Origin of the sequence: Glutamicibacter sp., assembly GCF_050701915.1 — a bacterium.
In the GTDB taxonomy this organism is placed as follows: domain Bacteria; phylum Actinomycetota; class Actinomycetes; order Actinomycetales; family Micrococcaceae; genus Glutamicibacter.
Genome location: NZ_JBOGEG010000006.1, coordinates 24,415 through 51,412 on the forward strand (window position 1 = coordinate 24,415; position 26,998 = coordinate 51,412).

Here is a 26,998-nt window from a genome sequence, read left to right on the forward strand (position 1 = left end):
TCATTCTTTCATGCACTGGGTGTCGTTTGGTTATTGCGGCGCGTAGCCGGATGTGGCGCGGGCGCGCCCGGTCAGATCTTCATGGCCTGCAACCTGCATAAATCCGGCCCCGCGCAGCATGGCAGCCGCGGTGTCGCGCTGCACTTCGGCGTGTTCCATCACGTAGTAGCCGCCGGGACGCAAGAGCTTCATCGCTTGGGCGGTAATGGCTCGCGGAATTTCCAGTCCGTCCTCCCCCAGCCCGTACAACGCCATTTGCGGGTCGTGCTCACGCACCTCGACCTCGCGCGGAACCGCGTTGGGCGGAATATACGGCGGATTGGAAATCACCAGATCCATGGTGCCCTCCAGTTCCCCGGGGGCCTGCGTGGCGTCCTGGTGCAACACGATGACCCGGTGCGGCTCGCAATTGGCCCGGGTGTAGCCAATGGCGTCATCCGAGAGCTCTACGGCCCATACGCTGGCTGCTGGCACTTCGCTGGCCAGGGCCGCGGCGATGGCCCCGGAGCCCGAGCACAAATCAATGCACCGCGGGCTGCCGATGCCCTGGGCAGCCAGGAAATCAAGGCCCTGCTGCACCACGGTTTCGGTTTCCGGCCGCGGGGTGAATACCCCCGGCCCCACCTTGAGCTCCAGGTAGCGGAAGTACGCCACCCCGGTCAGGTGCTGCAGCGGGATGCGGGTGCGCCGGGCAGCGACCAGCGCGGTGAATTGCTCGCGGTGCCCCGGATCGAAGCCCTCGCCACGCAGTTCGCGCAGCTTCAGCTGCGAGCGGTCAATGCCCAGCACGTGGCAGAGCAGCAGATCGACGTCGACGCCGGGGCTTGGCACCCCGGCGTCGGCCAGCGCCGCAATCGCCTGGCGGCGTACGGCAGTTAGTTCTTCCAAGGCGTGGTTACTCGCCCAGCGCTGCCAAGCGCTCTTCCTCGTCCATCTGGATGCAGGATTCAACCACCGGCTGCAGGTCCCCGTCCATCACGGCGTCAAGGTTGTAGGCCTTGTATCCGGTGCGGTGGTCGGCAATGCGGTTTTCCGGGTAGTTGTAGGTGCGGATGCGCTCGGAGCGGTCCATGGTGCGGATCTGGCTTGCACGCTGGGCCGAGTTCTCCTTGTCGATGATCTCCTGCTGGTGGGCCAGCAGGCGCGAGCGCAGCACGCGCATCGCGGCTTCGCGGTTCTGGATCTGCGACTTCTCGTTCTGCATGGCCACCACGATGCCGGTGGGCAGGTGGGTAATGCGCACCGCGGAGTCGGTGGTGTTCACCGACTGGCCGCCGGGGCCCGAGGAGCGGTAGACGTCGATCTTCAGGTCGTTCTGGTGGATGTCGACTTCTTCGGGCTCGTCCACTTCCGGCAGGACCAGCACGCCGGCAGCCGAGGTGTGGATGCGGCCCTGGGATTCGGTTACCGGCACGCGCTGCACGCGGTGCACGCCGCCTTCGAACTTCAGCTGGGCGTATACGCCTTCGGCCGGGTCGTTCGATTTGCCCTTGATGGCAACCTGGGCGTCCTTGTAGCCGCCCAGATCGGACTCGTTGAAGGAGATCATCTCCACCTTCCAGCCCTTGTTCTCGGCGAATCGGGTGTACATGCGCAGCAGGTCGGCTGCGAACAGCGCTGCTTCGTCGCCGCCCTCGCCGCCCTTGACTTCGAGGATCACGTCGCGGCCGTCGTTCTCGTCGCGCGGGATCAGCAAGCGGCGCAGCTTCTCTTCGAGCTCTGGCAGGGCGGCGGTGAGGGTTTCCACCTCTTCTGCGAAGTCCGGATCCTCGTCAGCCATTTCCTTGGCTGCTTCCAGGTCATCGGTGGCGGCGTGCCACTTGTTGTAGGCCTCGACGATGCCGTTCAGCTGTGCCGAGCGGCGGCCGAGCTTGCGGGCCAGCGCCTGGTCGGCGTACACCGCTGGATCCGAGAGCTGGGCCTGGATGGCGGCATGCTCTTCTAGTAGCGACTTGACGGACTCGAACATGGTGGGTGTGCTTCCTTGTTGGCGTTTTCCGCGCAGTGCCGGCGCTTATTGCGGCTCTGGCTCTGCTGGAATTCAATTCTAAACGCTGCGCCGGCCGAGGCCGGCGTGCGAGGTGTCACTACGCGCCGATGGCGTCCAGCCAGCTGCCGGGGTGGCAAGCTGGCTGGACGCCATGGCGGTGGGTGGTGCTAATCCTTGTTTGGAGTGGTCTTGTTGACCAGCATCAAGAATTCCGCGTTCGATCCGGTTTCGCGGATCTTTCCGGTGAGCACTTCCAGTGCCTGCTGCGGATCGATGCCCGAGAGCATGCGGCGCAGGCGCCACATGATGCGCACCTCTTCGGCACTCATCAGCTGCTCTTCGCGGCGGGTCGAGGAAGCGTTGACGTCCACTGCCGGGAAGATGCGCTTCTCGGCCAGCTGGCGCGAGAGGCGCAGCTCCATGTTGCCGGTGCCCTTGAATTCCTCGAAGATGACCTCGTCCATCTTGGAACCGGTCTCCACCAGGGCGGTAGCCAGGATGGTCAGCGAGCCGCCGTTCTCGATGTTGCGGGCTGCACCGAAGAAACGCTTCGGCGGGTACAGCGCTGCCGAGTCGACGCCGCCGGAGAGGATACGGCCCGAGGCAGGAGCGGCCAGGTTGTAGGCACGGCCCAGGCGGGTCATCGAGTCCAGCAGGACCACGACATCCATGCCCATTTCCACCAGGCGCTTGGCGCGCTCGATGGCCAGCTCGGCCACGGTGGTGTGGTCATCTGCCGGGCGGTCGAAGGTCGAGGCGATAACCTCGCCCTTCACGGTGCGCTGCATGTCGGTGACTTCTTCGGGACGCTCATCAACCAGCACCATCATCAGGTGCACTTCCGGGTTGTTGACGGTGATCGCGTTGGCGATTGCCTGCAGGATCAGGGTCTTGCCGGCCTTTGGAGGCGAGACGATCAGGCCGCGCTGGCCCTTGCCGATCGGCGCAACCAGGTCGATGACGCGTGGGCCGACCAGCTTCGGGTCGGTTTCCAGGCGCAGGCGCTCGGTTGGGTAGAGCGGGACGAGCTTGTTGAACTCGACGCGTTCGCGGTTGTCCTCTGGCTTCTTGCCGTTGACCGAAGTCAGCTGCACCAGGGCGTTGAACTTCTGGCGCGGGTTCGGGGTCTCGCCCTCGCGTGGCTGGCGGATGGCGCCAACAATGGCATCGCCCTTGCGCAGGTTGTACTTCTTGACCTGGCCCAGGGTGACGTAGACGTCGTTCGGGCCCGGCAGGTAGCCGGAGGTGCGCACGAAGGCGTAGTTCTCCAGCACGTCCAGGATGCCGGCGATCGGCAGCACGACGTCGTCCTCGCTCAGCTGCGGCTCGTCGTCATCACGGCGGTTGCGGCGGTTGCGGTTATTGCGGTCGTTGCGGTCGTTGTTGCGCTCGTTGCGGTCGTTGTTGCGCTCGCGGCGGTTGCTGCGGTCATTGCGATCGTTGCGGTCGTTGTTGCGCTCGCGGCGTTCGCGGCGGTCATTGCGATCGCCACGCTCAGCACGGTCCTCGGTGTTCTCCGAGTCGTTCGAGTCGTTGTTGCGCTCGTTGCGATCGTTGCGGTCGTTGCGGTCATTGCGGTCGTTACGATCGTTGTTGCGCTCGTTGCGGCGGTTGTTGCGTTCGCGGCGCTCTTCGCGGCGGTCGGTGCGCTCTTCAGCGTTCTCCGACTCGGCAGCTTCGGTGCGCTCGCTGCGATCGGTGTTGCGCTCGCGGCGGTTGCCACGCTCGCGGCGGTTACCGCGTTCGCGGCGTTCCTCGCGCGCTTCGCCGCTGTTTTCGGCGTTCTCGGCTGGCGCCTCGGCTGGCTCAGCTGCCTGCTCTGCTGGCTGGTCAACTGGCTTGTTGTTGCGCGAGTTGCGGCGCTGGCGCGGGGCCTTGGGCTCCTCAGCTGGTGCCTGGTTCTCGGCTGGAGCCTCGGTAGCGGCTTCCTTGGCTTCGGCAGGAGCAGCAATCTTGCCGGAGTCGGTCACGCGGCGCGAAGTGCGGCGTGCGCGAGCTGGCTTTTCAGCCGGAGCTTCAGCAGCTGCGCTGGCCTCTGGTGCGGTCTCGGTCTCGGCCTGCGCCTGGGCTGCGGCCTTTGGTGCACGACGTGCACGGGTCTTGGTTTCCTTGGCCTGCTCGGCTGGAGCTTCAGCCTTCGCTGCAGGTGCTTCGGCCTTGGCAGACTTTGCTTCCTGTGCGGCCTTGGCGTCCTTGGCGGCAACTGAGCCACCGCGCTGGTGGTCGCCGATGGCCTTGACCAGATCAGCCTTGCGCATCCGCGAACCGCCGGTGATGCCCAGCTGCGAAGCCAACTGCTGGAGCTGGGTCATTTTCAAAGAGGCCAGGCCGGCGCTCTTGTTTTCGGAAGTCTTGGTGTCCACGCCTTCGTTGAGGCTCGTGGTTTCGGTCACGAAAGTTCCTTCTGACTCGTAGGATGGGCCGCTTCAAGGCAGGCCCACTATGCCGTAAATGATGTTCCGTAGCCGAAGATTTCGTGGCTACTTCACTTTCTCCCCGCAAGATAGCCCAGAAATCGGGACGAAACTGCAGTGGATTAAAGAGACTGATATCTCCTAGGCACGAAGACGCACCTGAATGCGGGATATCAAAGGTGCTGCGAACTGCAGGAGGATCCGGGACGGCTGGACGAATGAAATCGGGTTCAAGAACCGAATTTATCCGCATCAACACTGGCCACAAAGGATTCGGACCGGGCTACTGCCCAGCTATCCGGCCTGCCATGGTGTTACAGCACTTCTACTGTAACACCGTTGGAGGCCAGCTTGGGAACTTGCGCCTGCCAAGACACTGAAGAACCCGCAGAAAATTCGTCGATCACCGCTTGCACGGCAGCTACCTGATCATCGCCGGCGACCAGGGTCATCACGGTCGGTCCGGCACCGGAGACCACGGCGGCCAGTCCTGCGTCGCGCAGCTTGGCAATCAGCGCCGCGCTTTCGGGCATCGCCGCGGCGCGGTAGTCCTGGTGCAGGTAGTCCTTGGTGCCGCCAAGCAGCTGGCTCGGGTCGTTGCTCAGCGCATGGATCAGCAGCGCGGCGCTGGCGCTGTTCGCCGCGGCTACCGAGTGGTCGACTTGTGCGGGCAGCGCGCCGCGAGCGACCTCGGTGGACAAGCCGTTGGACGGGATCGCCAGCACCGCGCGCAGGTCCTGGTGCAACGGCACCTGCACCGAGCTGAAGCTGCCGTCCGCATTGGTGGCGGAAATGCTCAGCCCGCCAAAGACCGCCGGAGCCACATTGTCCGGGTGCCCTTCCCACGCCGCAGCTGCCTGGAAGATCCGCTCGATCCCGCCGCGGGCTTCGGCGGGAAGCAGAGCATCGGCAGCGGCGTAGGCTGCGACAATCGCGGCGGCCGAGGATCCCATGCCCCGCGCGTGCGGGATATTGTTATGCGCCACCAGCTGGATTCCTACCGGTTCAAAACCGGCGTCCTTCCAGTAGCGGTGCATTTCCTTGATGATCAGGTGCGACTCATCGCGTGGCAGTTCCTGTGCCCCATCGCCGAATATCTCGACACTGCTGGACTGCGCGGTGCGCACTTCGAGGCGGTCGCGGTATTCCAGGGCCAGGCCCAGCGAGTCGAAGCCAGGACCGAGGTTGGCGGAGGTGGCCGGCGGGGAAACGATCAACTTCTGGCCCAGGGCGATCTGCTGCGTCATGGTTCCTTCAAGGATTCGGTGCGAAAGGTAGTGGGTGCGCAACGGCCCGCCACGATTGGCTCCCCCAGTCCGGGAGAATCAAAGGCGCGGCGGGCCGTTGGGCTGCCGGCGGCTGGCCGGCGAAATGCTGCTAGGCCAGGCCCAGTGCGCCAGCGACCTCGACCACGTCGAAGGCCACCTTCTTCGGCGCAACTTCCGAGCCGTCGGCCTGCTTCAGGGCCCAATCCGGGTCCTTGAGGCCATGGCCGGTCACGGTGATCACGATCTTCTTGCCAGTTGGCGCGTTGCCCGCGGCATGGTGCTTGAGCAGGCCGGCGACACCGGCTGCCGAAGCAGGCTCCACGAAGACGCCCTCGCGCGAGGAGAGCCAACGGTGGGCGGCGAGGATCTGCTCATCGGTGACCGAGTCGATCTGCCCGCCGGACTCGTCGCGGGCGGCTTCGGCCTGTTCCCAGGATGCCGGGTTGCCGATGCGGATCGCGGTGGCGATGGTATCCGGTTCGGTGATCGGGTGGCCGGCCACGATCGGGGCGGCCCCGGCAGCCTGGAAGCCCCACATGACCGGGGTCTTGGTCGACACCGGCTCCAGCACCTTGCCGGCCTGGTTGGTCCACGCCGAGCAATACTCCTTGTAGCCCTTCCAGTACGCGGTGATGTTGCCCGCGTTGCCTACCGGCAGCAGGTGGTAATCCGGGGCGTCGCCCAGGAAGTCGACCACCTCGAAGGCACCGGTCTTCTGGCCCTGGATGCGGGCCGGATTCACCGAGTTCACCAGGAACACCGGGTAGTTCTCGCTCAGCTTGCGCGCGACTTCCAGGCAGTTGTCGAAGTTGCCGTCGATCTGGATGATGTCCGCGCCGTGGGCGATTGCCTGGGACATCTTGCCCATGGAGATCTTGCCATCGGGAACCAGCACCGCGCACTTGAGCCCGGCCTGGGTAGCGTAGGCGGCGGCCGAAGCGGAGGTGTTGCCGGTGGAGGCGCACACCACGGCCTTGGCGCCGGCAGCGACCGCTGCGGTCATCGCCATGGTCATGCCGCGGTCCTTGAAGGAACCGGTCGGGTTCATGCCCTCGACCTTCAGGTACACCTCGTTGCCGGTTTCTGCCGACAGCGCCGGGGCGTAGACCAGCGGGGTGCCGCCCTCGCCGAGGGTGATGACCTTCGTGTTTTCGTCTACTGGCAGGCGATCGGCATATTCGCGGATCACTCCGCGCCACTGGTGAGCCACGTTAGTTTCCTTCAACTCGCATAACGGATAGAACAGAGTGCACCGCGTCCAGCGCGGTGAGCGCCTCGACGGTGCTGGCCAGGGCCGCTTCGGTGCCCTGGTGGGTCAGGATGCGCAGCTGCGCGCCGGCTTCGGCGTCCACCTGCTGGCTCATCGACTCGATGGAGACCCCGTGCTCGCCGAAGACGGTGGCGATGGCGGCCAGCACGCCGGACTGGTCCTTGACCGACAGGCCAATCCAGTAGCGGGTGTCGATGGCTTCGAAGTCCAGCATCCGTGGGGCCTGGTTGACCGAGCCGTTGGGCAGCGGGGCTCCTGCAGCGATTTGGCGGGCCACGGCAACGACGTCGCCCATGACCGCCGACGCGGTCGGGTTGCCACCGGCTCCAGCCCCGTAGAACATCAGGTCGCCGGCGTTCTGCGCTTCGACGAACACGGCGTTGAACGCGCCATGCACGGTGGCCAGCGGGTGGCTGCGGCGCACCAGCGCTGGGTAGACGCGCACCGAAATCCCGGCTTCGGCCTGCTCGGCGATGGCCAGCAGCTTGATCACGTAGCCGGCGGCGGCCGCGGCCGCGACATCGGCGGCGGTGACTTCGGTGATGCCCTGGGTCCAGACCTGTTCCGAGGACACGGTGGTGTGGAAGGCCAGCGAGGCCAGGATCGCGGCCTTCGCGGCGGCATCGTGCCCGCCCACGTCGGCTGTTGGATCGGCTTCCGCATAGCCCAGCGCCTGGGCTTCGGCCAGCACGTCGTCGAATGCGGCACCGGTGGTGTCCATTGCGTCGAGGATGAAGTTGGTGGTGCCGTTGACGATGCCCATCACCTTGGTGATGTGGTCCCCGGCCAGCGAGTCAGCGATCGGGCGCAGGATCGGGATGGCCCCGGCCACCGCGGCCTCGTACCGCAGCTGGGCGCCGTTTTGCGCAGCCAGGGCATTGAGCTGGGCGCCCTTGAGCGCGATCAGGGCCTTGTTGCCGGTAATGACGCTGGCACCCTTGGACAGGGCGGCGGCGATGTACTCGCCGGCCGGCTCCATGCCGCCGAGCAGTTCGATGACCACATCGGCCTGGGCGATCAGCCCGTGGGCGTCGGTGGTGAAAAGCTCCTGGGGCAGCGCTACATCGCGTTTGGCATCCGGGTTGCGCACGGCAATGCCAATCAGCTGCAGGCCGGCGCCCGAGCGGGCAGCCAGTTCATTTGCATCTTCCAGCAGGATCCGGGCCACCTGGGCCCCGACCGTGCCGCAACCCAGCAGGGCTACCTTCAGGTTCTTTTCGCCGCTCAATTAAACTCCCATGTCACGGGCCAACAAGTCTGTTTCCGTTTCCCTGCGCACGATCAGACGGGCTTGGCCATCGCGTACAGCTACCACCGCGGGGCGGGTGAGGTAGTTGTAGTTGCTCGACAGCGCCCAGCAGTAGGCGCCGGTGGCCGGAACGGCGAGCAAATCGCCGGCCGCCACGTCCTCGGGCAGGTAAACGTCCTTCACGACTATGTCACCTGACTCGCAATGTTTCCCAACTACACGAGAAATAATTGCGTCGCTTTGCGTCATACGGCTAGCCAGCACGGCAGTATATTGCGCGTCGTAGAGCACCGGGCGCGGGTTGTCGCTCATCCCGCCGTCCACCGAAATGTAGCGGCGCGGGTGCAGCGCCCCTGATTCGCCTTCTACCTGGACGTCCTTGCGCACGCCGGCCTCGTAGAGGGTGAAGGTGGTCGGGCCGGCGATTGCGCGTCCCGGCTCGATGGAAATGCGCGGGCATTCCAGCTCAAGTTCGGCGCAGGTCACCGAGACCACTTCAGCCATCTGGCCGGCCAGCTTGGCCGGGGTGGAGGGGTGGTCCTGCAAGGTGTAGGCAATGCCGTAGCCGCCGCCCAGATCCAGCTCGGGCAGGGATACACCGTGGATCCCGCGGATCTTGGCCAGCAGGCCAAGCATGGTGCGGGCGACCATGGCGAAGCCCTCGGCCTCGAAGATCTGCGAACCGATGTGGGCATGCAGGCCCAGCAGGTTGATGTTCTGCGCCTCGATCGCCTGGGCGACCGCACGCAGCGCAGGAGAAGTGCCGGAGGCATCGTCCAGGATGGACAGGCCGAACTTCTGGTCCTCGTGCGCGGTGGCGATGGCCTCGTGGGTGGAGGCGTGCACTCCGGGGGTAATGCGCAGCATGACCTGCGCGCTCTTGCCCATGGCATCGGCGATCGAAATCACCCGGTCCAGCTCGTCCAGCGAGTCGATAACCAGGCGTCCCACTCCCATGTCGATGGCGCGGGTGATCTCGGCAGCCGATTTGTTGTTCCCGTGCAGCGAGAGGTTGGCCGCCGGCACCTTGGCGGCGTTGGCCACGGCCAGCTCGCCGCCCGAGCAGGTGTCCAGGCGCAGGCCCTCGGCGGTGACCCAGCGGGCCACCTCGGTGCACAAGAATGCCTTGCCGGCGTAGTAGACGTCTACTGACCCGCACAGGTCCTTGAACGCGTCGTCAAACGCGGTCTTGAATCCCCGGGCGCGGGCGCGGAAGTCATTCTCGTCGAGCACGAACAGCGGGGTGCCGAACTCGGCGGCCAGCTGGGAGACCGGAATGCCCTGGATGGACAGTTCGCCGCCAGCCACGCGGGAAACCCCCGAAGCCCACTCGATCTGCCGAAGTGCGTTGATGTTTTCCGGGAATTGCAGCCATTGCGGGGCTAGCGGCGATACGGCCATAAGGTCTTACATCCTCTCTGGGGCGGAAACGCCCAGCAGTTCCAATCCATTTGCCAAAACGGTGGTGGCGGCGTCGTTCAGCCACAGGCGGGTGCCGTGCACCGGTGCGACCGCTTCGCCTTCGCCCACCGGGGTGATGCGGGTTGCGGCATACCACGAGTGGTAGGCGCCGGCGACCTGCTCCAGGTAACGGGCAATGCGGTGCGGTTCGCGGAATTCTGCGGCACCTGCAACCACCGACGGGAACTGGCCGAGCACGGCCAGCAGCTCGTTTTCGGTCGGGTCGGTCAGCAGGGCGGCATCGAAGCCATCACGGGTAGCGCCCTTGGCGGCGGCGTTGCGGGCCGCGGCGCACGAACGGGCGTGGGCGTACTGGACGTAGAACACCGGGTTGTCATTGGTGTTCTTCTTCAGCTGCTCGGGGTCCAGCGCGATGGGCGAATCGGCCGGGAAACGGGCCAGCGAGTAGCGCAATGCGTCGGCGCCGATCCAGTTGATCAAATCGCGCAGCTCGATGATGTTGCCGGCGCGCTTGGACAGCTTGGCTCCGTTGACGGAAATCAGCTGGCCGATCAGCACCTCGATGTTCTTTTCCTTGTCATCTCCCGCGCAGGCGGCAATCGCCTTCAGGCGGTTGACGTAGCCGTGGTGGTCGGCACCCAGCAGGTAGATCTTCTCTTCGAAGCCGCGGTCCTTCTTGGACAGGTAGTAGGCGGCGTCCGCGGCGAAGTAGGTTGGCTCGCCGTTGGCGCGGATCAGCACGCGGTCCTTGTCATCGCCGAAATCGGTGGTGCGCAGCCAGACCGCGCCATCCAGGTCGAAGATGTGGCCCTGCTCGCGCAGGCGTGCCACGGCGTCGGCTACGGCGCCGCCCTCATGCAAGGTGGTTTCGGAGAAGAACACGTCGAAGCTCACTCCGAAGTCGGCCAGGGTGCTCTTGATGTCTTCCAGCTGCGCCTTGTAGGCGGCGTCGCGCAGGGCGGGGATGGCTTGCGCTTCATCCAGCGTGCCCAGCTCCGGGTTTCCGGCCAGGACGGTATCGCCCAGCTCCTTGATGTATTCGCCGGGGTAGCCGCCTTCTGGCACTGGCAGGCCGTGGATGCGGTTGTACACCGAGCTGGCGAAGACGTTCATCTGGTTGCCGGCGTCGTTGATGTAGTACTCGCTGGTGACCTTGGCTCCCGAAGCGCGCAGCACGCGGGAGATGGCATCGCCCAGTGCGGCCCAACGGGTGTGGCCGATGTGCAGCGGGCCGGTTGGGTTCGCGGATACGAATTCCATGTTGACCACGTGGCCGGCCAGGGCATCGTTGTTGCCGTAGGCGGAGCCCTTTTCCACGATGGTGCGGGCCAGCGAGCCGGCGGCAGCAGCGTCAAGGGTGATGTTCAGGAAGCCGGGACCTGCGATGTCCACGGCGCCGACTCCTGGGACTGAAGCAAGTCGGGTGGCCAGGATCTGGGCGAAGTCGCGCGGGGCCATGCCGGCCTTCTTGCCCAGCTGCAGCGCGATGTTGGTAGCCCAGTCGCCGTGTTCACGGCTCTTCGGGCGGTCCACGCGTACGGTCTCTGGCACCTCGACGGAGATTTCACCGGCGGTTACGGCTTCGGTGAGGCATGCGGATATTGCTGCGGAGAGTTCTTCAGGAGTCACCGTTCAAGAATACCGGTAATTGCCGTGCTTCTTCAGCATTCATGACTTGCATCGCCTGTGAGACTGGCCCAACCCGGTGACTTTTGCAACACATGCGAGCCAGGGTGTTGGAATTGCGCAGATCAAGTCACGACCTGATAGTATTTTTTTGTTGCCCAGCAACACGCCTCTGTAGCTCAGTGGATAGAGCGTCTGCCTCCGGAGCAGAAGGCCGAAGGTTCGATTCCTTTCAGGGGCACCACCCAAATTGCAGGTCCTGGTCTCACCGGGACCTGCTATTTTTTTGCCCCGAGTTCCACGGGCGCTAGCGCCTGCGGCTGCTTCGATGGTTATCTAGGGTTCATGACCGATACCACAGGCGCCCATCCCAACGAGCCGCATGACGCCAACTTCGCCGAACGCCTGAACTGGCTGCGCGCCGGGGTGCTCGGGGCAAATGACGGAATAGTTTCCGTCGCGGCCACGGTGGTCGGTGTCGCCGGAGTAACCAACCAGTCGGCCCCCATCCTGGTCGCGGGCATGGCGGCGGTTATCGGCGGTGCCGTTTCCATGGCGCTGGGCGAGTATGTTTCGGTCAGCAGCCAGCGCGATTCGCAGCAGGCGCTGATTGAGAAGGAACGCCAGGAACTTGCGGACGATCCGGCAGCGGAACTTGCCGAGCTGGCCGGGATCTACCAGTCCCAGGGAATCAGCCGCGAAACCGCGCTCCAAGTGGCCAGGGAACTCACCGAGCATGATGCCCTCGCGGCCCATCTTTCCGCGGAGCTGAATATCGATGCCAATGAAGTGGCCAATCCCTGGCACGCCGCCTATGCCTCTGCGGCGGCCTTCATTGCGGGTGCGATCCTGCCGATGCTGGCCATATTGCTCCCACCGGCCGAAGTGCGCATTCCCATCACCTTTGCCGCGGTACTGATTTCGCTCGCCTTCACCGGCATGCTCAGCGCATATATCGGGGGAAGCGCCAAACGCGTGGCGGCAGCAAGGCTAGTCATCGGCGGGGCCTTGGCCTTGGCCGCGACCTTCTCGATCGGCACGCTGCTGGGATCCAGCGGAATCATCTAGCCCTGGCTTGCCGGACTTGGACCGCGAAAGGCTTGCTGGCCGCGGGGCCGAACCCCTGGCCAAGCTGGTGCCCAAACGGACCAATGCCGGTTTCCGGGCGTTCGCCCTTATAGGCTGGGGCCGTGACCTGGCAACGCGGATTCGGTGTGCTGTGGGCAGCCAATGCGCTGTCCAACCTTGCCGACGGGCTTGCTTTTATTGCGCTGCCGTTGCTGGCCGCCTCATTGACCAGCGATGCCCGGCTCATTGCCGGGCTGCCGCTGGGCTACGCTGTGGTGCGCATGCTGTTCGCACTGCCCATCGGGGTGTGGGTGGACCGGTTCGAGCGCCGCGGCTTGCTCAGCGCGGCCAATATCCTGCGCGGTCTTGCCTTGCTGGCCCTGGCCTCCTGTTTCCAGTTCGACGGAGCGAACCTGTTGTTGCTGTATCTGGCCATGGCCTTGATCTCGGTCTTGGAGGGCATCTGCGATTCTGCGGCAGTGGCGATTCTCCCCCAGCTGGAGTTGCCCGGGAACCTCGATCGAGCGAACAGCAAGATTGCCGCCACCCAGCTTCTCGCCGATGAATTCGCCGGTCCCCCGCTGGGCGGTGTCCTTTTCGCCGCGGCTGCCGCCGTGCCGCTGTATTCCATCGGCGGCTTATGGACTGCGGCAGGGCTGATCGCATTGGCCTTGCCGCGAGGCCGCGCGCGAAGCATCGCAGCCGGCGAGCGCAGCTATCTCTGGACAGAAGCCCGTGAAGGCATCAGCTGGTTAGCGAAGCATCGGGTGGTTGGCGCTTTGGCGCTGATTGGCGGCTTGGCCAGCGTCGGGTACATGCTTCCGTTTTCCATCCTTGTGCTTTTCGCCCGGGAACGGCTCGGCCTGGATTCGGCAGGCTATGGAATGCTGTTGGCATTCTCTGCGGTGGGCGGGCTTCTCGGGAGCGCCATCGCGCCGAAGCTGCGCAGGGTGCTGGGATTCAAGAAACTCATCGTGTCCAGCCTCGCACTCGGTGCGCTGAGCCTCGGTGTCCTGTCCTTCGCTGCCTCTGCAATTCTCGCCGGGATCATGCTGGCGCTGTACATCATGCATGCGGTGATCTGGAACATCTGCTCGCTGTCCCTGCGCCAGCAGCTGGTTCCGGAGAACCTCATGGGACGGGTCAGCGCTGCGGGCAAGGTGCTGGGGCTGCTCGGCCTGGCCCTGGGCGCGGCAGCCGGAGGCTTGCTCGGAACGATCAGCCTGGCGCTTCCTGTTGCCGCTGGTGCAGTTGTTTTCGCCTTCTGCGCTTTGCAGGCGCTGTCCAAGCTCGAACGGGCCACCGGCTATTCCCGGTGACCGGTGGCTGCATGGCACGGATTGGCCTGCACCAAAGATCTTGCGCTCCAACCTGCTGCAGCGCATGCGGCCGCAACGCCGGAAAAAACACCGGGAACACCCTTGGGTTCGCTTGCTTGCTGAGGCAAACCGATGCCGCCAAGGCGCGATCCGGCGTGAATACCTCGCACAATGTCCCGGTTCAAGCACAACAGCCTGCTGCCGCGTAGAAATTATTCAATCCGCTGCCTCTCCAGATCTGCCCGGCATCGAGCTGATGACGGCGTACTGCGCAAAATCCGCCTCGGACAGTCGAGGCCGGATCTTCTTGAACGTGGCATACGCCAGCGGCTCGCAGGTCTCGTCGTGTTTGCCTTCCCCAACAGGAGCGCGCAGATCTCCACGGCGCGTGGCGGGAAGTGTAGGCTGGGGCCATGCCACGCATTATTTCCGCGCCGATGGATCTGGTTATCGCTACTCACCGCGGGATTGATTTTCGTTTTGCCGGGCTCAGCCTGACCACGAAACTGCCGCCATCCCGTTATGCCACGGCGGGCGGAACCGGTTTGGGATTCGACCTACGTGGAGTCATCAATGATGAAACCCGGCGGCTGGATTCGCTGTTCCACGATGCTCTGGAGTCATGGGCCGAAATTGCGCAAGAGCAGGGCGCGGAACAAGCCGGTCCGGCACCTCAAATGCCCAGCAACGCAGTTCTTGAACCAATCAAGGCGAACATCACGGATGATGTTGGCACCACCTATGCCTGTGTTGGTGGACGAGTCGGCGGCACTGGCACCGAATGGGACGCCACCTGGATCTATCACCCCGCGCCACCACGTCAAGCCCGGCAACTGGTTTTGGCGTTCACCATCGATGGCACCCTGACAGGCCAATCATGCGTCATAGACTTGCAGGCACCGGATACTGGGCGCTGATAAAGTTCCAGAAATACGAACGGTCGTATTCGGCGGCGGTGAAACACTCGTCGATAAGTCTCGTGAATGGCTCGAACAAGCTCGAGCTGCCGGGATACCGGCCTTTGCTTTCCATGCGCTGCTCGGCTCGCTGATTGAGCGTTCCAAGGACCATCGACTGATTTGGGAGGAACTCGCCGTGCCTCCTCCTGAATATCGAAAACAGATTCTTTTCGCTGATCTCTACCCCGACGCAATTGCTTGCCTTCGGTCCCTACAGCATTCTGGACTGGCACTGGGCATTGCAGGTAACCAGCCCTCAGGTGCTGCTGAGCAATTGTCCGCCGCTGGGGTTTCGGCAGATTTCATCGCTTCCTCTGCGCAAAGGGGCGTGGCCAAGCCATCTGGAAAATTCTTTGCTCGCATCATAGCGGAGTCCGGGTTCGCCGCACCTTCTATCCTTTATGTTGGAGATCGCCTCGATAACGATGTCTTGCCGGCACGGCGGGCCGGAATGAAAACTGCGTTAGTTGTTCGCGGGCCCTGGGGACATATTCACGCCCGGAGAGCGGAATCCGTTCTTGCCGACTACCGCATACATTCACTGAATGAATTGGTGCATCTGTGGGATTAGCCCAATTGACGATTCGTAGCTCTTGCCAGCCGATCCAGGTGAATCCAGCCGGATCCGCGGCGGTCGATAGCTGAGTTGGCGGCACCTACTGGCTTTCCAGCAACTGCAAGGACCCCTGCCAGGCCAGCGAACTGGCATCCGGTGATTGCCCCGAGGCTCGGATGCTCATGGCCGGGCTTCCGCTTGAAGCTTTGGCCCAGCAGCATCATGTAGACCGTTCCGGGCTTTGCAGGCGGCGATCGGCTGGCAGATGCTGTGCCGGAGAATAAGACTCGCCGCTCGGTCGCGATTCCAGGATCATGCATCGGGCAGGAACAGGCATTCACGAATCGCCGGCAGGACTCCAAGCACACCGACTGGCCAATCGACCACGTAGGATCTGCAGACGATGCACTGCCCGTTCTTGGAAAAGCCATCGAGGTTGAAATCAACTTGCACCGGCGGTTCAAGCGCTTTGAATCCCGTCCGCAAGGAACCATGCAGCAAATTGCCGCCCGAAGAGGCGTAGTTTGCCAGCGGGGTCCTGGCCTGGCCTCTTGGGTTGGTACTGGCCGCGACGCGGTCACCATGGCGACGGCTGCAGCACTCCGGTGCTGGTCGGGGGTTCCTTTAACCACTGCAGGCCCCGCACCCATCGGGTGCGGGGCCTGCGCGGATGCTGATCAGCTGCTACTGGAGCATGGTCTTGTCATCGAGCTGTGCGCCCTTGATCTTGCTGAACTCCTCCAGCAGGTCCTTGACGGTCATCTTGGACTTCTCTTCCTGGTCCAGGTCCAGGATGATCTGCCCGTCGTGCATCATGATCAGCCGGGTGCCCAGCTGCAATGCCTGTTCCATGTTGTGCGTCACCATCAAGGTGGTCAGCTTGTGGCGTTCGACGATCTCCTTGGTCAAGCGCGACACCAGCGCCGCACGCTGCGGATCCAAAGCCGCGGTGTGCTCATCGAGCAGCAGGATCTTCGGCTTGGAGAAGGTGGCCATCAGCAGGCTCAGCGCCTGGCGCTGGCCTCCGGAGAGCAGGCCCACCTTGGTCTTCAAGCGGCCTTCCAAACCGAGCTCCAGGCTCTTGAGCTCCTCGACGAACAGCTCGCGCCGCTTGGAGCCCACGCCCATGCCCAGACCGCGGAAACGGCCGCGGGCGTAAGCCAGCGCCATGTTCTCCTCGATGGACATGGTCGGCGCGGTGCCGGCCATCGGATCCTGGAATACCCGGCCGATGTACTTGGCGCGGGTGTAGTCGGCCATTTTGGTGACGTTCTTGCCCGCGATGGTCACCGAACCGGCATCGGGCTGCAGCTTGCCTGCAACCATGTTCAGCACGGTGGACTTGCCGGCGCCGTTGGAGCCGATGACGGTGACGAATTCACCGTCCGACAGGTTCAGGTTGATGTTGCGCAGCGCCTTGCGCTCGTTGACGGTTCCCGGGAAGAACGTCCGCGACAGGTTCTTGATTTCAAGCATTGGTGCGAACCTCTTCCTTGGTTTCAACTGCTGCTGGGGTGCGCTTGAAGTTCTTGATGATCCTCTGGAAGCCCTTCCACTTCGGCAGCAGCAGGGCGACGACAACGAGGACCGCGGAGATCAGCTTCATGTCGTTGACCTCCAGGCCCGCCGACAAGGCCATCTGGATGACCAGGCGGTAGATCACGGCGCCGAAGACCACCGCGATGGCGGCCAGCCAGATGTAGCGCTGGGTGAAGATCGCCTGGCCGACGATGACCGAGGCCAAGCCGATCAGGATCAGGCCGATGCCCATGCCGATATCGGCGAAGCCCTGGTACTGGGCGATGACCGCACCGGAGAGCGCCACCAGTCCGTTGGACAGCGCCAGGCCCAGGATCTTCTGGTTGTCGGTGCTCACGCCGAAGGAACGGATCATTTCCTGGTTGTCGCCGGTGGCGCGCATGGCCATGCCCAGCTCGGTGTGCAGGAACCAGACGATCGCTGCCACGAAGGCCAGGCAGACGGCAAAGAGGATTGACACCGAAGCCCATGAGCCGAGGAGGCCCGAGACGCGCATCGGGCTGATCAGGGTGTCCTCCCCCAGCAAGGGGGTATTGGCCTTGCCCATGATGCGCAGGTTGATCGAGTACAGCGCGATCATGGTCAGGATGCCGGCGAGCAGGCCATCGATCTTGCCCTTGGTATGCAACAGGCCGGTAATGACACCGGCAACCATGCCGGCGAAGAAGGCCAGCACGGTGGCCAGCCAGGGATTCATCCCGTTCACGATGCCTACCGAGGCGACGGCGGCACCGGTGGTGAAGCTGCCGTCGACGGTCAGGTCGGGAAAGTCCAGGATACGGAAGGTCAGGTACACCCCGAGCGCCATGATGGCGTAAATCAGGCCGAGTTCAACCGCTGTGATCATGTGTGGATCCTTGAGTTGTAAGTTTTGCGAGTAATCACGACGAAAGGCGAGGCATCAGGTTATGCGCCTCGCCTTTCGTCGGTAGGTTGTTGCCGGGGTCTAGTAGACCTCGACGGCTTCGGACTTCATCTCTTCGGTGAATTCGATGCCGACCTTCTTGGCGGCCTTTTCATTCAGGTAGAGATCGACCTCGGAGATGGTCTCCACCGGCATGGTTGCCGGCTCGGCCTCGCCCTTGAGCAGCTTCACTGCCATGGCAGCGGTCTGCTCGCCCAGCTTCTCGTAGTTGATTCCGTAGGTTGCGGTAGCGCCGCGCTTGACGGACTCGCCGTCAGCCGAAATCACCGGCACGTTGTTCTTCTGGGCAACCTGCAGCAGGCCTTCCAGGGCGGAGACGACAGCGTTGTCGGTCGGAACGTAGTACGCGTCGACATCCAGCGAGCTGGCGGCCTGCTGGACTTCGCTGGAAGCCGAGACAGCCGCTTCTTCAATGGTCAGGCCCAGGCCCTTGGCAGCTTCCTTGGCCATCTTCACCTGGACTGCGGAGTTGGCTTCACCCGAGGAGTAGACGATGCCGACCTTCTTGGCATCTGGCACCAGGTCCTTGAGCAGCTGCAGCTGCTCGTCTACCGGGTTCATGTCCGAGGTGCCGGTGACGTTCGCGCCCGGAGCTTCATTGGAGGCGACCAGCTTGGCATCAACCGGGTCGGTCACAGCGGAGAAGAGCACCGGGACGTTGGTGATCGCCTGCGCGGCGGCCTGGGCCGACGGGGTAGCAATCGCCAGCACCAGGTCGATATCCGAATCAGCGGCGAGCTTGCCGGCAATCGAGGTGTTGGTGGCCTGATCGGTTTCGGCGTTGTTCTCGTCGTAGCTGATCTTCTCGCCCGTGTAGCCGGCTTCTTCCATGCCTGCCTTGAAGCCGGTGACCACTGCGTCCAGCGAAGGGTGCGAGACGAACTGGGAGATGCCGATCTTGACGGCATCGTCGCCGCCCCCAGCGGTGCCCTGCTCGCCACTGCCGCCGCAGGCAGTCAAGGCCAGTGCGCCAGCTGCTGCGATGGCAGCGAATTTCATGGCGGTGAAGCTCTTCATTGAAGTTCCTTTCAAAGTTCCCTTGCGAGTGATTCCCACCGATAGCGCGGATGCCCGGTTATGAAGCGCAACTGGTGCGCAGCATGCGGGAACCGTCCAGGCATCACGTCGATGATTACCCCCGATCTTACATGTGAACGACCTCACCTTGCCTACAATCAAGGTCGATTCCTAGACGTTTGCATCTTGATACCGGTTCCTGTGGACACAAATGATCCAGACGGCAGCGGAATCTGGAAGTTTTGTATTTACCGGCCTGAACTTGTCGACATTTGCTTGGACAATCTGAAAATTTGACTCCTGGACCGATGCGGCCGGAAGCGCATTTTCGGTGCCGAACCGGACTTCGGCCCGGCGGCCACCACGAAAATGCATGGCGCGAATAGAATGGGAACATCATGGCGCTTAGCATTACGTATCCCGAAGCCCTTCCCGTCTCAGCCCGCCGCGAGGACATCCTCGCCGCGGTGCGCGAAAACCAGGTCGTGGTAATCGCCGGCGAAACCGGTTCGGGCAAAACCACCCAGCTTCCCAAGATGCTCATCGAACTCGGCCTGGCCGAGAAGGGCATGATCGGGCACACCCAGCCCCGGCGCCTGGCCGCGCGCACCGTGGCCGAGCGCATCGCCGAGGAAATGGGCACCGAAATCGGCGATGAAGTCGGCTTCCACGTGCGCTTCACCGGCGAGGTCTCGCGCAAGACCAAGCTGAAGGTGATGACCGATGGCATCCTGCTGGCCGAGATCAAGCGCGACAGGCTGCTCAAGAAGTACTCGGCGATCATCATCGACGAGGCCCATGAGCGCAGCCTGAACATCGACTTCCTGCTGGGCTATCTCAAGCAGATCATGCCCAAGCGCCCCGAGCTGAAGATCATCATCACCTCGGCCACCATTGACCCGCAGCGCTTTGCCGAGCATTTCGGCAAGCCGCTGCCGGGCGGCGAAGTCGCCCCTGCCCCGATCCTGGAAGTCTCCGGGCGCACCTTCCCCGTCGAGCTGCGCTACCGCCCGCTGCAGGCCGAGCTTGAGGTCGACGCGGATGAGGCCCGGGAGAATTCGCTGGAGGAAGAGCGCGATCCGCTGGATGCGGTCACCGATGCGGTCAAGGAGCTGAGCGGCGAAGCACCGGGCGATATCCTGATCTTCTTCTCCGGCGAGCGCGAGATCCGTGACGCGGCCGAGGCATTGCGCGCCATGGTCACCGCCAATAAGCGCCTGCCGCGCTATGAGGTGCTTCCCCTGTTCGCCCGCCTGTCGCTGGCCGAGCAGCACCGGGTCTTCCACCCCGGTGGCGCCCCGCGCATCATCTTGGCCACCAACGTTGCCGAGACCTCGCTGACCGTGCCGGGCATCAAGTACGTGGTCGATACCGGCACCGCCCGCATTTCGCGCTACTCGCACCGCACCAAGGTGCAGCGCCTGCCCATCGAGCGCGTCTCGCAGGCCAGCGCCAACCAGCGTTCGGGACGATGCGGCCGCGTTTCCGAGGGCATCGCCATCCGCCTGTACTCCGAGCCCGACTACGAAGGGCGTCCCGAGTTCACCGACCCGGAAATCCTGCGCACCAATCTGGCCAGCGTCATCTTGCAGATGATCTCCATGGGCGTAGTGGCTTCGGCGGCCGAGGTCGCGAACTTCCCGTTCGTCCAGCCCCCCGAAGCCAAGGCGATCACCGATGGCGTGAACCTGCTGCGCGAACTCGGTGCGCTGGAGCAGGACAAGGCCGCGAAGCTGACCGAGACCGGCCGCAAGCTGGCCCAGCTGCCGCTGGATGTCCGCTTGGGCCGGATGATCGTCGAATCCGCGCAGCGCGGCGTGGCCAAGGAAGTGATGGTGCTGGCCGCCGGCCTGAGCATCCAGGACCCCCGCGAGCGCCCAAGCCAGGAGACCGGGCAGCGGGACCGCGCGGTGGAACTGCACAAGCGCTTCGCCGACGGCAAATCGGACTTCATCGCCCTGCTGAACCTGTGGGCCTACCTGCAGGAGCAACAGCGGGAGCTGTCCTCCTCGGCTTTCCGGCGGCTGTGCAAGAACGAGTTCATCAACTACCTGCGCGTGCGCGAGTGGCAGGACCTGTTCACCCAGCTGCGCCAGCTGGCCAAGCCCCTGGGCATCACCATGGCGGCCGCCCCGATCGACCCGGCGGCCAATGAGGACCAGGTTCACAAGTCGCTGCTTTCGGGCCTGCTGGGCCATATCGGCCTCTACAACGAACGCAAGCGCGACTACCTGGGCGCGCGCGGCACCCGCTTCGCGATCTTCCCCGGCTCCGGATTGTTCAAGAAGTCCCCTACCTGGGTGATGTCCGCCGAGCTGGTGGAAACCTCGCGGCTCTGGGCACGCACCAACGCGGCAATCTCCCCTGAGTGGGTGGAGGAGCTGGCTCCGCACCTGCTCAAGCGCACCGCCTCCGAACCGCACTGGTCCAAGCGCACCGGTTCGGTCATGGGATACGAGAAGGTCACGCTCTTCGGCCTGCCGGTTATTCCGCGCCGCCAGTTCCACTACTGGCGGGTGGACAAGGATCTGGCTCGCGAGCTGTTCATCCGCCACGCGCTGGTGGAGGGCGATTGGCATACCCGCCATGAGTTCTTCGGGAAGAACCGGGCCCTGCTGGAAGAAGTCGAAGAGCTCGAAACCCGCATGCGCCGCCATGACCTGCGCATTTCCGATGAGGACCTTTTCGCCTTCTACGATGCCCGGGTGGGCGCCGAGGTCTACTCGGAGCGCCACTTCGACCGCTGGTGGAAGAAGGCCCGCGCCACCGATCCGACGCTGCTGGACTTCGACCCCGATGCGCTGCTGGCCGAGTCCGATGCAGTCGATGAAACCGCGTTCCCCACCACCTGGCAGCTGGGCAGCATCCACCTGCCGCTGTCCTACGAGTACAACCCCGCGGCGGCCCCGGGTGAAGGCGATGGCGTTTCGCTGAAGGTGCCGGTGGTGTTCTTGAACCAGCTGGATCCCGCGCGCTTCGCGTGGCTGATTCCGGGGTTGCGCCACGAGCTGCTCACCGCATTGATCCGTTCGATGCCCAAGGCGATCCGCAAGAACTTCGTGCCCGCCCCGGATGTGGCCTCCAAGGCGCTGGCCATGCTGGAGGCGGACTTCGATCCTGCCACCGATGACCTGGCCGAATCCCTGGCGCTGGTGCTGCGCCGGCTGCGCGGCATGGTCATCGAGCCTTCGGTGTTCGATTTCTCCACGCTGCCCGCGCACCTGCGCTTCGGCTTCACCGTCACCGATGCTTCGGGCAAGGTCCTGGGCGGCGGCGATGACCTGGCTGCCTTGCAGTACAAGTTCGCGTCCGCCAACCGCGCGGCTCTGGCCAGCGGGGTCAACTCCCCCGGTGCGGCCGCCGGCAAGCCGGGGATGCCTGGATCGCCGGCACCCGCGTCGAAGCAGAGGAAGAAGGGCGCCAAGGCGGCGGCATCCGCGGCCACCGGCGCGTGGGACCAGAAATCGCTGGATCATTGGCCGCAGCTGGAATCCTCGGGCGACACCCTGGGCGATACGCTGCCGGCCAAGGTCACCACCACGGTGATGGGCCAGCAAATCACCGCCTATCCGGGCCTGGTGGATACCGGGGAAAAGGTGGACCTGACGGTCTTCCGCACCCAGTCCGAGCGCGACGCGGCGCACCGCTCCGGGGTGATCCGGCTGCTGATGCTGCGCTTGCCGCCAGCGGCGAAGTTCGTGATCTCGCACCTGAACAACTCCGAGAAACTGGTGTTCACGCAGAACCCGCACGGCTCCATCGAGAAGCTGATCGCCGACTGCACCATGGCGGCGGCGGACCAGCTGGTGCCCGAGCAGCTGCCGATGGACCGTGCCGGCTTCGAGGCCCTCTTCGAGACCGTGCGCGCCGATCAGATCGATACGATCTTCACCATTACCGCGATCGTGGCGAAGGTCTTCGGCTCCTCCACCCGCATCAGCAAGGACCTGAAGAACACCAAGTCCCTGGCGATGTTCGCGGCCGTGACCGATATCCGTTCGCAGCTGGAACAGCTGATCTACCCGGGGTTCATCGCCGCTACCGGCGCGCCGCACCTGATGCGCCTGCCGCGCTATGTGCAGGGCATCGAGCTGCGCCTGGAGAAGCTGCGCGGCGGTGCGGTCACCCGCGATTCGCAGGCCCTGGTCGTGATCCAGAAGCTGGAGGGCGAATACGATACCGCCCTGGACCGCGTTCCGCCCGGCGCCCGCGTGCCGGCGAGCTTGGCCCAGGTCAAGTGGATGCTGGAGGAAATGCGCATTTCGCTGTTTGCCCAGGAACTGGGCACCGCCTATACGGTCAGCGAGAAGCGCATCCGCAAGGCCATCAAGGATTCGCTGGCCGAGCTATAGCGGCCAGCTGAGGATCCCGACATAGACGGCGGTCCCGCCCAGCACGCTGAGCACCGCGTTGGACTTGAGCAGGTGCAGCACCACGGTGGCCGCCAGGGCGGTGGCCACCGGCCACGCCACGGCCAGATCCGCGATGCCGGCAGGCACGGTGGAAGCAACCAGCACCACCATGATTCCCAAGGGCATGCGCAGGGCCAGGTAATTGATGAACGCGTTGCTGCGCAATTTGGCGATGAAGGCGAAGGGCAAGGCGCGCAGCCCGAAGGTCACTGCGGTGCTCAGCGCGATGGCCGAGAAGAGGTAGAGGCTATCGGGCATCGGCTGCTTCTCCCGCCTGTTGCCCGCCGGCCTGCTGAGCGGCGCCGGTGCGCCAGCGCAGCAGGTAGGCCACCGCCAGTCCGACCAGGAAGACCAGCATGGCCACCACCATCATGCTCTGCGGTGCGATCCAGCTGGCCGCCACGGCGCTGATCAGCGCCAGCATGGACAGCGGCACACTGCGGTACGCCTTGAACGCTTCGATCGCCAGCACGGCAAACAATGCGGTCACCGCGAATTCCAGGCCCCTGATGGATTCGGGGATCATCGCCCCCAGCAGCGATCCGCCCAGCACGCTGGTGGTCCAGCTTGCATGGAACAGGCCCTGGATGGCCAGGATCCGCGTCGAGGAATAGTCCTCCCGCTCGGCCTGCAAGGTCAGCGCGTAGGCCTCATCGGTCAGCGCATGCATGCTGTAGAGCTTCGCTCCCTTGCCCTGGACCCGATGCAGCGGGAAAGAGATCGCATAGAATACGTGGCGGAAGTTGACTACCAGCGTGGTCAGGGCGATATGGGACAGCGGCGCCATGGCGGCAAGCAGCCCGATCAAGAGGAATTCCAGGGAACCGGCGAACACCAGCCCGGCAAGCAAGGGAGCTGACCACCAGGGCAATCCCGAGCGCACCAGCAGCACGCCCAGGGCCAGGCCCAATGGCATTACCGCAAGACTGGCGGGAAGCACATTTTTCGCGCCCAGCCTGATCTGCTGCCATCGGTCCTCTTCGGCGAAAGGCTGCGGGCCTTTAATTGCCAATTTTTCGATCATGAAGCAATATTAGGAAATTACAGGCCAAATATGGTTGCCAATTCTAGCCAAGCAAGGGGTCCGATCGGCAATAATAGATGCATGGATGATCTTGACCGCGCAATTATTGCCGAACTGGAAAATGACGGCCGCATCAGCAACCTCGAGCTCTCGCGCAGGGTGGGCCTGACCCCCGCTCCCTGCCTGCGCCGCGTCCAGCGCCTGGAGGCCGAGGGAATCATCAATGGCTACAAGGCGATCGTCAATCCCAAGGCCTACGGCAGGGGCTTCGAGGTCACCGTGGCCATCGACGTCGAAATGAACAACGAGCACAGCCTCGACGAATTCGAGAAGGCGGTGGACACCGTTGCGGGCGTCACCGAAATACGGCGCCTCTACGGCCAGCCCGACTACTTCCTGCGCATCCAGGTGGCCGATGCCGAGGCCTACGACCGGGACCTGATTCCCAAGCTGACCGCGCTTCCGGCGGTCCGCCGGGTCACCTCCCATATGACCATGCGCCGGGTGAAGGGCTAAGGCGCCTCGGGCGTGGCGATGACCTGCACCTGGTCCTCGTAGATGATGGTGCCCGGAGCACTGCTTTCCAGCTTCTCCCAGCCGACCCGGTGCGCGTCGAGCAACCGCAAATAGGGCTCGACGCGCGCCAGCAGATGCCGGGCGCTGCCCTTGAACCACGCCACAGCCCCGGGGTTGATCGCATGATCGTAGATTCCCGGATGGGTGCGGCTCGGGTTCGGATAGGCAGCGTCGTACCAGTCATTGCCCGCACGCCAGATGGCGTGTTCGGCGGCGCTCAGCTTCCCGCCGTGGCCCAGTGAATTGGCCAGCGCGAAAATCCCGAGGTGCACGCCGCGGTGATTGGGCTCGGTGCCCTGGTAGCGGATGAATTCCACCCGCTAGGCCTCCGGCACGAATTCGCCGTGGCCATCTTCGCGCAGGCCCGCACGCAGTGCCTGCGCGTTGTTCTCCATCGCCTGCGGATCCGGGTTATCGGCCGCATTGGACAGGTCGAAGTCTGCCAGCGAGTTGGTCGGCCAGACATGCACATGCAGGTGGGGCACCTCGAATCCGGCGATCATCAGCCCCGCGCGCTGCGCGGAGAAGACGCGCTTCTGGGTGCGTCCGATCTTGGTGGCCACCAAGGTCAGGTGCGCAACCAGCTCGTCGGAGGCATCGGTGAACTCGTCGATTTCCTCGCGCGGAACCACTAGGGTGTGCCCGTCGGACAGCGGCCCGATGGACAGGAACGCCACGCAGCTCTCGTCCTTCCACACGAAGCGGCCCGGGATCTGCCCGTTGATGATCTTGGTGAACAGCGTACTCATTGCTGCCTTTCCTGGTTGATGGCGGAATTCTAGTGGCGGTGCTTCTCGTCGCTCGTGGCGACCGGCGCATCCGGGTACGAGCAGTATTCGGACCAGCTGCCGGGGAACAGCCCCAGCGGGATCCCGGCAATTGCCGCGGCCAGCACCTGGTGCGCCGCGGTGATCCCGGAACCGCAGTAGGCGGCCGATCCCGGCCGGTCAGCGCCCAACCTCACGAAGCTGCCATGCAGCACCTCCGGGGCCCAGAAACGCATCTGCGCGTCGAGGTTGTCGGTGGTGGGACGGTTCAGCGCACCGGGAATATGCCCGGCCACCGGGTCGATGGGTTCCTCGATGCCCAGGTAGCGTGCGGTGGCCCGCGAATCGATCAGCGTGCCGGGCAAGGTGCTCAGCTCCTCGTACTCCACCACCGGCATCCGGCCCCACGACAGCGAAACGCTGCCCCTGGCGGCTTGCTCGTAGCCCAGTGCCAGCTGCCCGCCGGATTCGGTCCAGGCTCCCAGTCCCCCGTCGAGCACCTGCACGCGGTCGAATCCGGCATGGCGCAAGAGCCACCAGGCGCGGGCCGCGGCGAGGGCGCCGGCGTTGTCGTACACCACCACGTGGCTCTGGGCATTGATCCCCCAGCCGCGGGCGGCATCCTCGAAGTCCACCGGCAGGGGCAGCGGGTGGCGGCCGGTATGTTCGCCCGGCGCACCGGAAAGCTCTTTTTCCAGGTCGACGAACACCGCGCCCGGGATATGCCCGGCGGCGTAGCTCTGCGCCCCGTCATCGCGCCCCAGGACCCACCGCACATCGAGCAGTACCGGCTTGCCCCCGGTGTCCAGGATTTCGCGAAGCTGCGCGGCGCTTATCAAGGGGTTCATTCGTTGGTGCCTCCCAGCAGCTCGTCGAGATGATGTTCGATTCCGGGTTCCAAGCGCAGGTAGCTGCATCCTGCCCGCTGGGCGATCGCGCCGAGCTGGCGGTCGAAAAGCCCCAGCCCGTTCGCATTGAGCAGCCCGTCGTGGATCGGCATCCAGCACCGGGCATCCACGGCTACCGCGAAGTCGGCGGCTTCGGCCATCTTGCCCCACGGGGCCATCACCGGCAGCAGCAGCACATCGGGTTGCGCCCCAACGGGCACCTGGTAGCTGTCGCCCGGGTGGAAGACCTCCAGCTGGCCTACCGCGCGGTCCCCCAAGAGGTAGCCCACGTTGGCAACCAGCCGAATCGAATGGTGGATGGTGGCGTGGGTGCCGCCGAAAGTCCGTATGCGAATGCCGCCGACAATGAAATCGGCCCCGGCTCGCACCGTAACCACCTGGGATTGGGCGGCGGGCGGCAGCTGATCGCGCATCGCCTGCGCCAGCGCGGCCGGTGCGTAGAGCTCCAGGATGGAGTTCGCTTCCAACGCGGCGGCAATGGCCGGCTGGTCGGCATGGTCAGCATGCTCATGGGTGATCAGCACGGCATTGATGCCGTCGAACGCGTCTTCAAGCTGCGAGAATCCGCCCGGATCCAGCAATACCTTGCCGTCTATCGTGCCCAATTCCAAGCAGGAATGGCCCCTAAGTATGATGCGCATATCCTTAGCGTAGGCTCAGCGCCCCGCCCATGCCAGAGCCAGACACGC

At 64.3% G+C, this 26,998-nt stretch carries 23 protein-coding genes and 1 tRNA gene; 7 read left to right on the forward strand and 17 right to left on the reverse strand.

All coding sequences use genetic code 11. From position 1 onward, the window contains the following. Window positions 1-30: 30 nt before the first annotated feature. From prmC to argS, 8 genes are all read right to left on the reverse strand, one after another. Entirely contained in the window at window positions 31-888 is an 858-nt protein-coding gene (gene prmC / locus ACRDT3_RS06155) for a peptide chain release factor N(5)-glutamine methyltransferase (protein WP_431492140.1), read from the reverse strand. Between the two features lie 7 nt (window positions 889-895). Then, on the reverse strand, window positions 896-1,969 hold the full coding sequence (gene prfA / locus ACRDT3_RS06160; RefSeq protein ID WP_431492141.1) for a peptide chain release factor 1: 1,074 nt from the start codon (window positions 1,967-1,969) through the stop codon (window positions 896-898). Window positions 1,970-2,157: 188 nt separating this feature from the next. Further along, window positions 2,158-4,383 (reverse strand): transcription termination factor Rho, encoded by a 2,226-nt coding sequence (gene rho / locus ACRDT3_RS06165; RefSeq protein WP_431492142.1) that lies wholly within the window; start codon window positions 4,381-4,383, stop codon window positions 2,158-2,160. Between the two features lie 335 nt (window positions 4,384-4,718). Further along, window positions 4,719-5,651, reverse strand: a complete 933-nt coding sequence (gene thrB, locus ACRDT3_RS06170; RefSeq protein WP_431492143.1) for a homoserine kinase — start codon at window positions 5,649-5,651, stop codon at window positions 4,719-4,721. A gap of 130 nt (window positions 5,652-5,781) precedes the next feature. Next, window positions 5,782-6,882, reverse strand: a complete 1,101-nt coding sequence (gene thrC, locus ACRDT3_RS06175) for a threonine synthase (protein ID WP_431492144.1) — start codon at window positions 6,880-6,882, stop codon at window positions 5,782-5,784. 1 nt (window position 6,883) lies between these two features. Next, the gene (locus tag ACRDT3_RS06180; RefSeq protein ID WP_431492145.1) at window positions 6,884-8,170 is read right to left on the reverse strand and encodes a homoserine dehydrogenase; all 1,287 of its coding nucleotides are present in this window, start codon (window positions 8,168-8,170) and stop codon (window positions 6,884-6,886) included. Beyond that, window positions 8,171-9,592: a diaminopimelate decarboxylase gene (lysA, locus tag ACRDT3_RS06185; protein ID WP_431492146.1), complete on the reverse strand. Its 1,422-nt coding sequence runs from the start codon at window positions 9,590-9,592 to the stop codon at window positions 8,171-8,173. A 6-nt stretch (window positions 9,593-9,598) separates the two neighbouring features. Then, window positions 9,599-11,242: an arginine--tRNA ligase gene (gene argS, locus ACRDT3_RS06190; protein WP_431492147.1), complete on the reverse strand. Its 1,644-nt coding sequence runs from the start codon at window positions 11,240-11,242 to the stop codon at window positions 9,599-9,601. Window positions 11,243-11,407: 165 nt separating this feature from the next. On the opposite strand from argS, the gene ACRDT3_RS06195 reads away from it, so the two are divergent. From ACRDT3_RS06195 to ACRDT3_RS06215, 5 genes are all read left to right on the forward strand, one after another. After that, a tRNA-Arg gene (locus tag ACRDT3_RS06195) sits at window positions 11,408-11,483 on the forward strand. A gap of 101 nt (window positions 11,484-11,584) precedes the next feature. Further along, on the forward strand, window positions 11,585-12,307 hold the full coding sequence (locus tag ACRDT3_RS06200; RefSeq protein WP_431492148.1) for a VIT1/CCC1 transporter family protein: 723 nt from the start codon (window positions 11,585-11,587) through the stop codon (window positions 12,305-12,307). Window positions 12,308-12,429: 122 nt separating this feature from the next. Continuing rightward, entirely contained in the window at window positions 12,430-13,626 is a 1,197-nt protein-coding gene (locus ACRDT3_RS06205) for an MFS transporter (protein WP_431492149.1), read from the forward strand. A 413-nt stretch (window positions 13,627-14,039) separates the two neighbouring features. After that, window positions 14,040-14,543, forward strand: a complete 504-nt coding sequence (locus ACRDT3_RS06210) for a hypothetical protein (protein ID WP_431492150.1) — start codon at window positions 14,040-14,042, stop codon at window positions 14,541-14,543. 13 nt (window positions 14,544-14,556) lie between these two features. Further along, window positions 14,557-15,156 (forward strand): HAD family hydrolase, encoded by a 600-nt coding sequence (locus ACRDT3_RS06215; RefSeq protein WP_431492227.1) that lies wholly within the window; start codon window positions 14,557-14,559, stop codon window positions 15,154-15,156. A 669-nt stretch (window positions 15,157-15,825) separates the two neighbouring features. On the opposite strand, the gene ACRDT3_RS06220 is transcribed toward ACRDT3_RS06215, so the two are convergent. The 3 genes from ACRDT3_RS06220 to ACRDT3_RS06230 form a co-directional block, all read right to left on the reverse strand. Next, entirely contained in the window at window positions 15,826-16,617 is a 792-nt protein-coding gene (locus ACRDT3_RS06220) for an ABC transporter ATP-binding protein (protein ID WP_431492151.1), read from the reverse strand. Continuing rightward, complete coding sequence (locus ACRDT3_RS06225; protein ID WP_431492152.1) at window positions 16,610-17,527, reverse strand: ABC transporter permease; 918 nt, start codon at window positions 17,525-17,527, stop codon at window positions 16,610-16,612. Before ACRDT3_RS06225 ends, ACRDT3_RS06220 begins: the two co-directional genes overlap by 8 nt. Before the next feature lie 99 nt (window positions 17,528-17,626). Next, window positions 17,627-18,622: an ABC transporter substrate-binding protein gene (locus ACRDT3_RS06230; protein ID WP_431492153.1), complete on the reverse strand. Its 996-nt coding sequence runs from the start codon at window positions 18,620-18,622 to the stop codon at window positions 17,627-17,629. Window positions 18,623-19,020: 398 nt separating this feature from the next. On the opposite strand from ACRDT3_RS06230, the gene hrpA reads away from it, so the two are divergent. Next, entirely contained in the window at window positions 19,021-22,974 is a 3,954-nt protein-coding gene (gene hrpA, locus ACRDT3_RS06235) for an ATP-dependent RNA helicase HrpA (RefSeq protein ID WP_431492154.1), read from the forward strand. On the opposite strand, the gene ACRDT3_RS06240 is transcribed toward hrpA, so the two are convergent. Beyond that, a complete protein-coding gene (locus ACRDT3_RS06240) occupies window positions 22,969-23,292 on the reverse strand; it encodes a branched-chain amino acid transporter permease (RefSeq protein ID WP_431492155.1) in 324 nt (107 codons plus the stop codon). The genes hrpA and ACRDT3_RS06240 overlap by 6 nt on opposite strands. After that, a complete protein-coding gene (locus tag ACRDT3_RS06245) occupies window positions 23,282-24,058 on the reverse strand; it encodes an AzlC family ABC transporter permease (RefSeq protein ID WP_431492156.1) in 777 nt (258 codons plus the stop codon). Before ACRDT3_RS06245 ends, ACRDT3_RS06240 begins: the two co-directional genes overlap by 11 nt. Before the next feature lie 81 nt (window positions 24,059-24,139). Between ACRDT3_RS06245 and ACRDT3_RS06250 the strand changes: the two genes are divergently transcribed. After that, window positions 24,140-24,574: an Lrp/AsnC family transcriptional regulator gene (locus ACRDT3_RS06250; protein ID WP_431492157.1), complete on the forward strand. Its 435-nt coding sequence runs from the start codon at window positions 24,140-24,142 to the stop codon at window positions 24,572-24,574. On the opposite strand, the gene ACRDT3_RS06255 is transcribed toward ACRDT3_RS06250, so the two are convergent. From ACRDT3_RS06255 to ACRDT3_RS06270, 4 genes are read right to left on the reverse strand one after another with little or no spacing between them, the layout of a single operon-like run. Then, window positions 24,571-24,951 (reverse strand): hypothetical protein, encoded by a 381-nt coding sequence (locus tag ACRDT3_RS06255; RefSeq protein WP_431492158.1) that lies wholly within the window; start codon window positions 24,949-24,951, stop codon window positions 24,571-24,573. The genes ACRDT3_RS06250 and ACRDT3_RS06255 overlap by 4 nt on opposite strands. Window positions 24,952-24,954: 3 nt before the next feature. Next, window positions 24,955-25,383, reverse strand: a complete 429-nt coding sequence (locus ACRDT3_RS06260; RefSeq protein WP_431492159.1) for an HIT family protein — start codon at window positions 25,381-25,383, stop codon at window positions 24,955-24,957. 29 nt (window positions 25,384-25,412) lie between these two features. Continuing rightward, complete coding sequence (locus tag ACRDT3_RS06265; RefSeq protein ID WP_431492160.1) at window positions 25,413-26,249, reverse strand: sulfurtransferase; 837 nt, start codon at window positions 26,247-26,249, stop codon at window positions 25,413-25,415. Continuing rightward, window positions 26,246-26,950 (reverse strand): MBL fold metallo-hydrolase, encoded by a 705-nt coding sequence (locus ACRDT3_RS06270; RefSeq protein WP_431492161.1) that lies wholly within the window; start codon window positions 26,948-26,950, stop codon window positions 26,246-26,248. Before ACRDT3_RS06270 ends, ACRDT3_RS06265 begins: the two co-directional genes overlap by 4 nt. Window positions 26,951-26,998 lie beyond the last annotated feature (48 nt).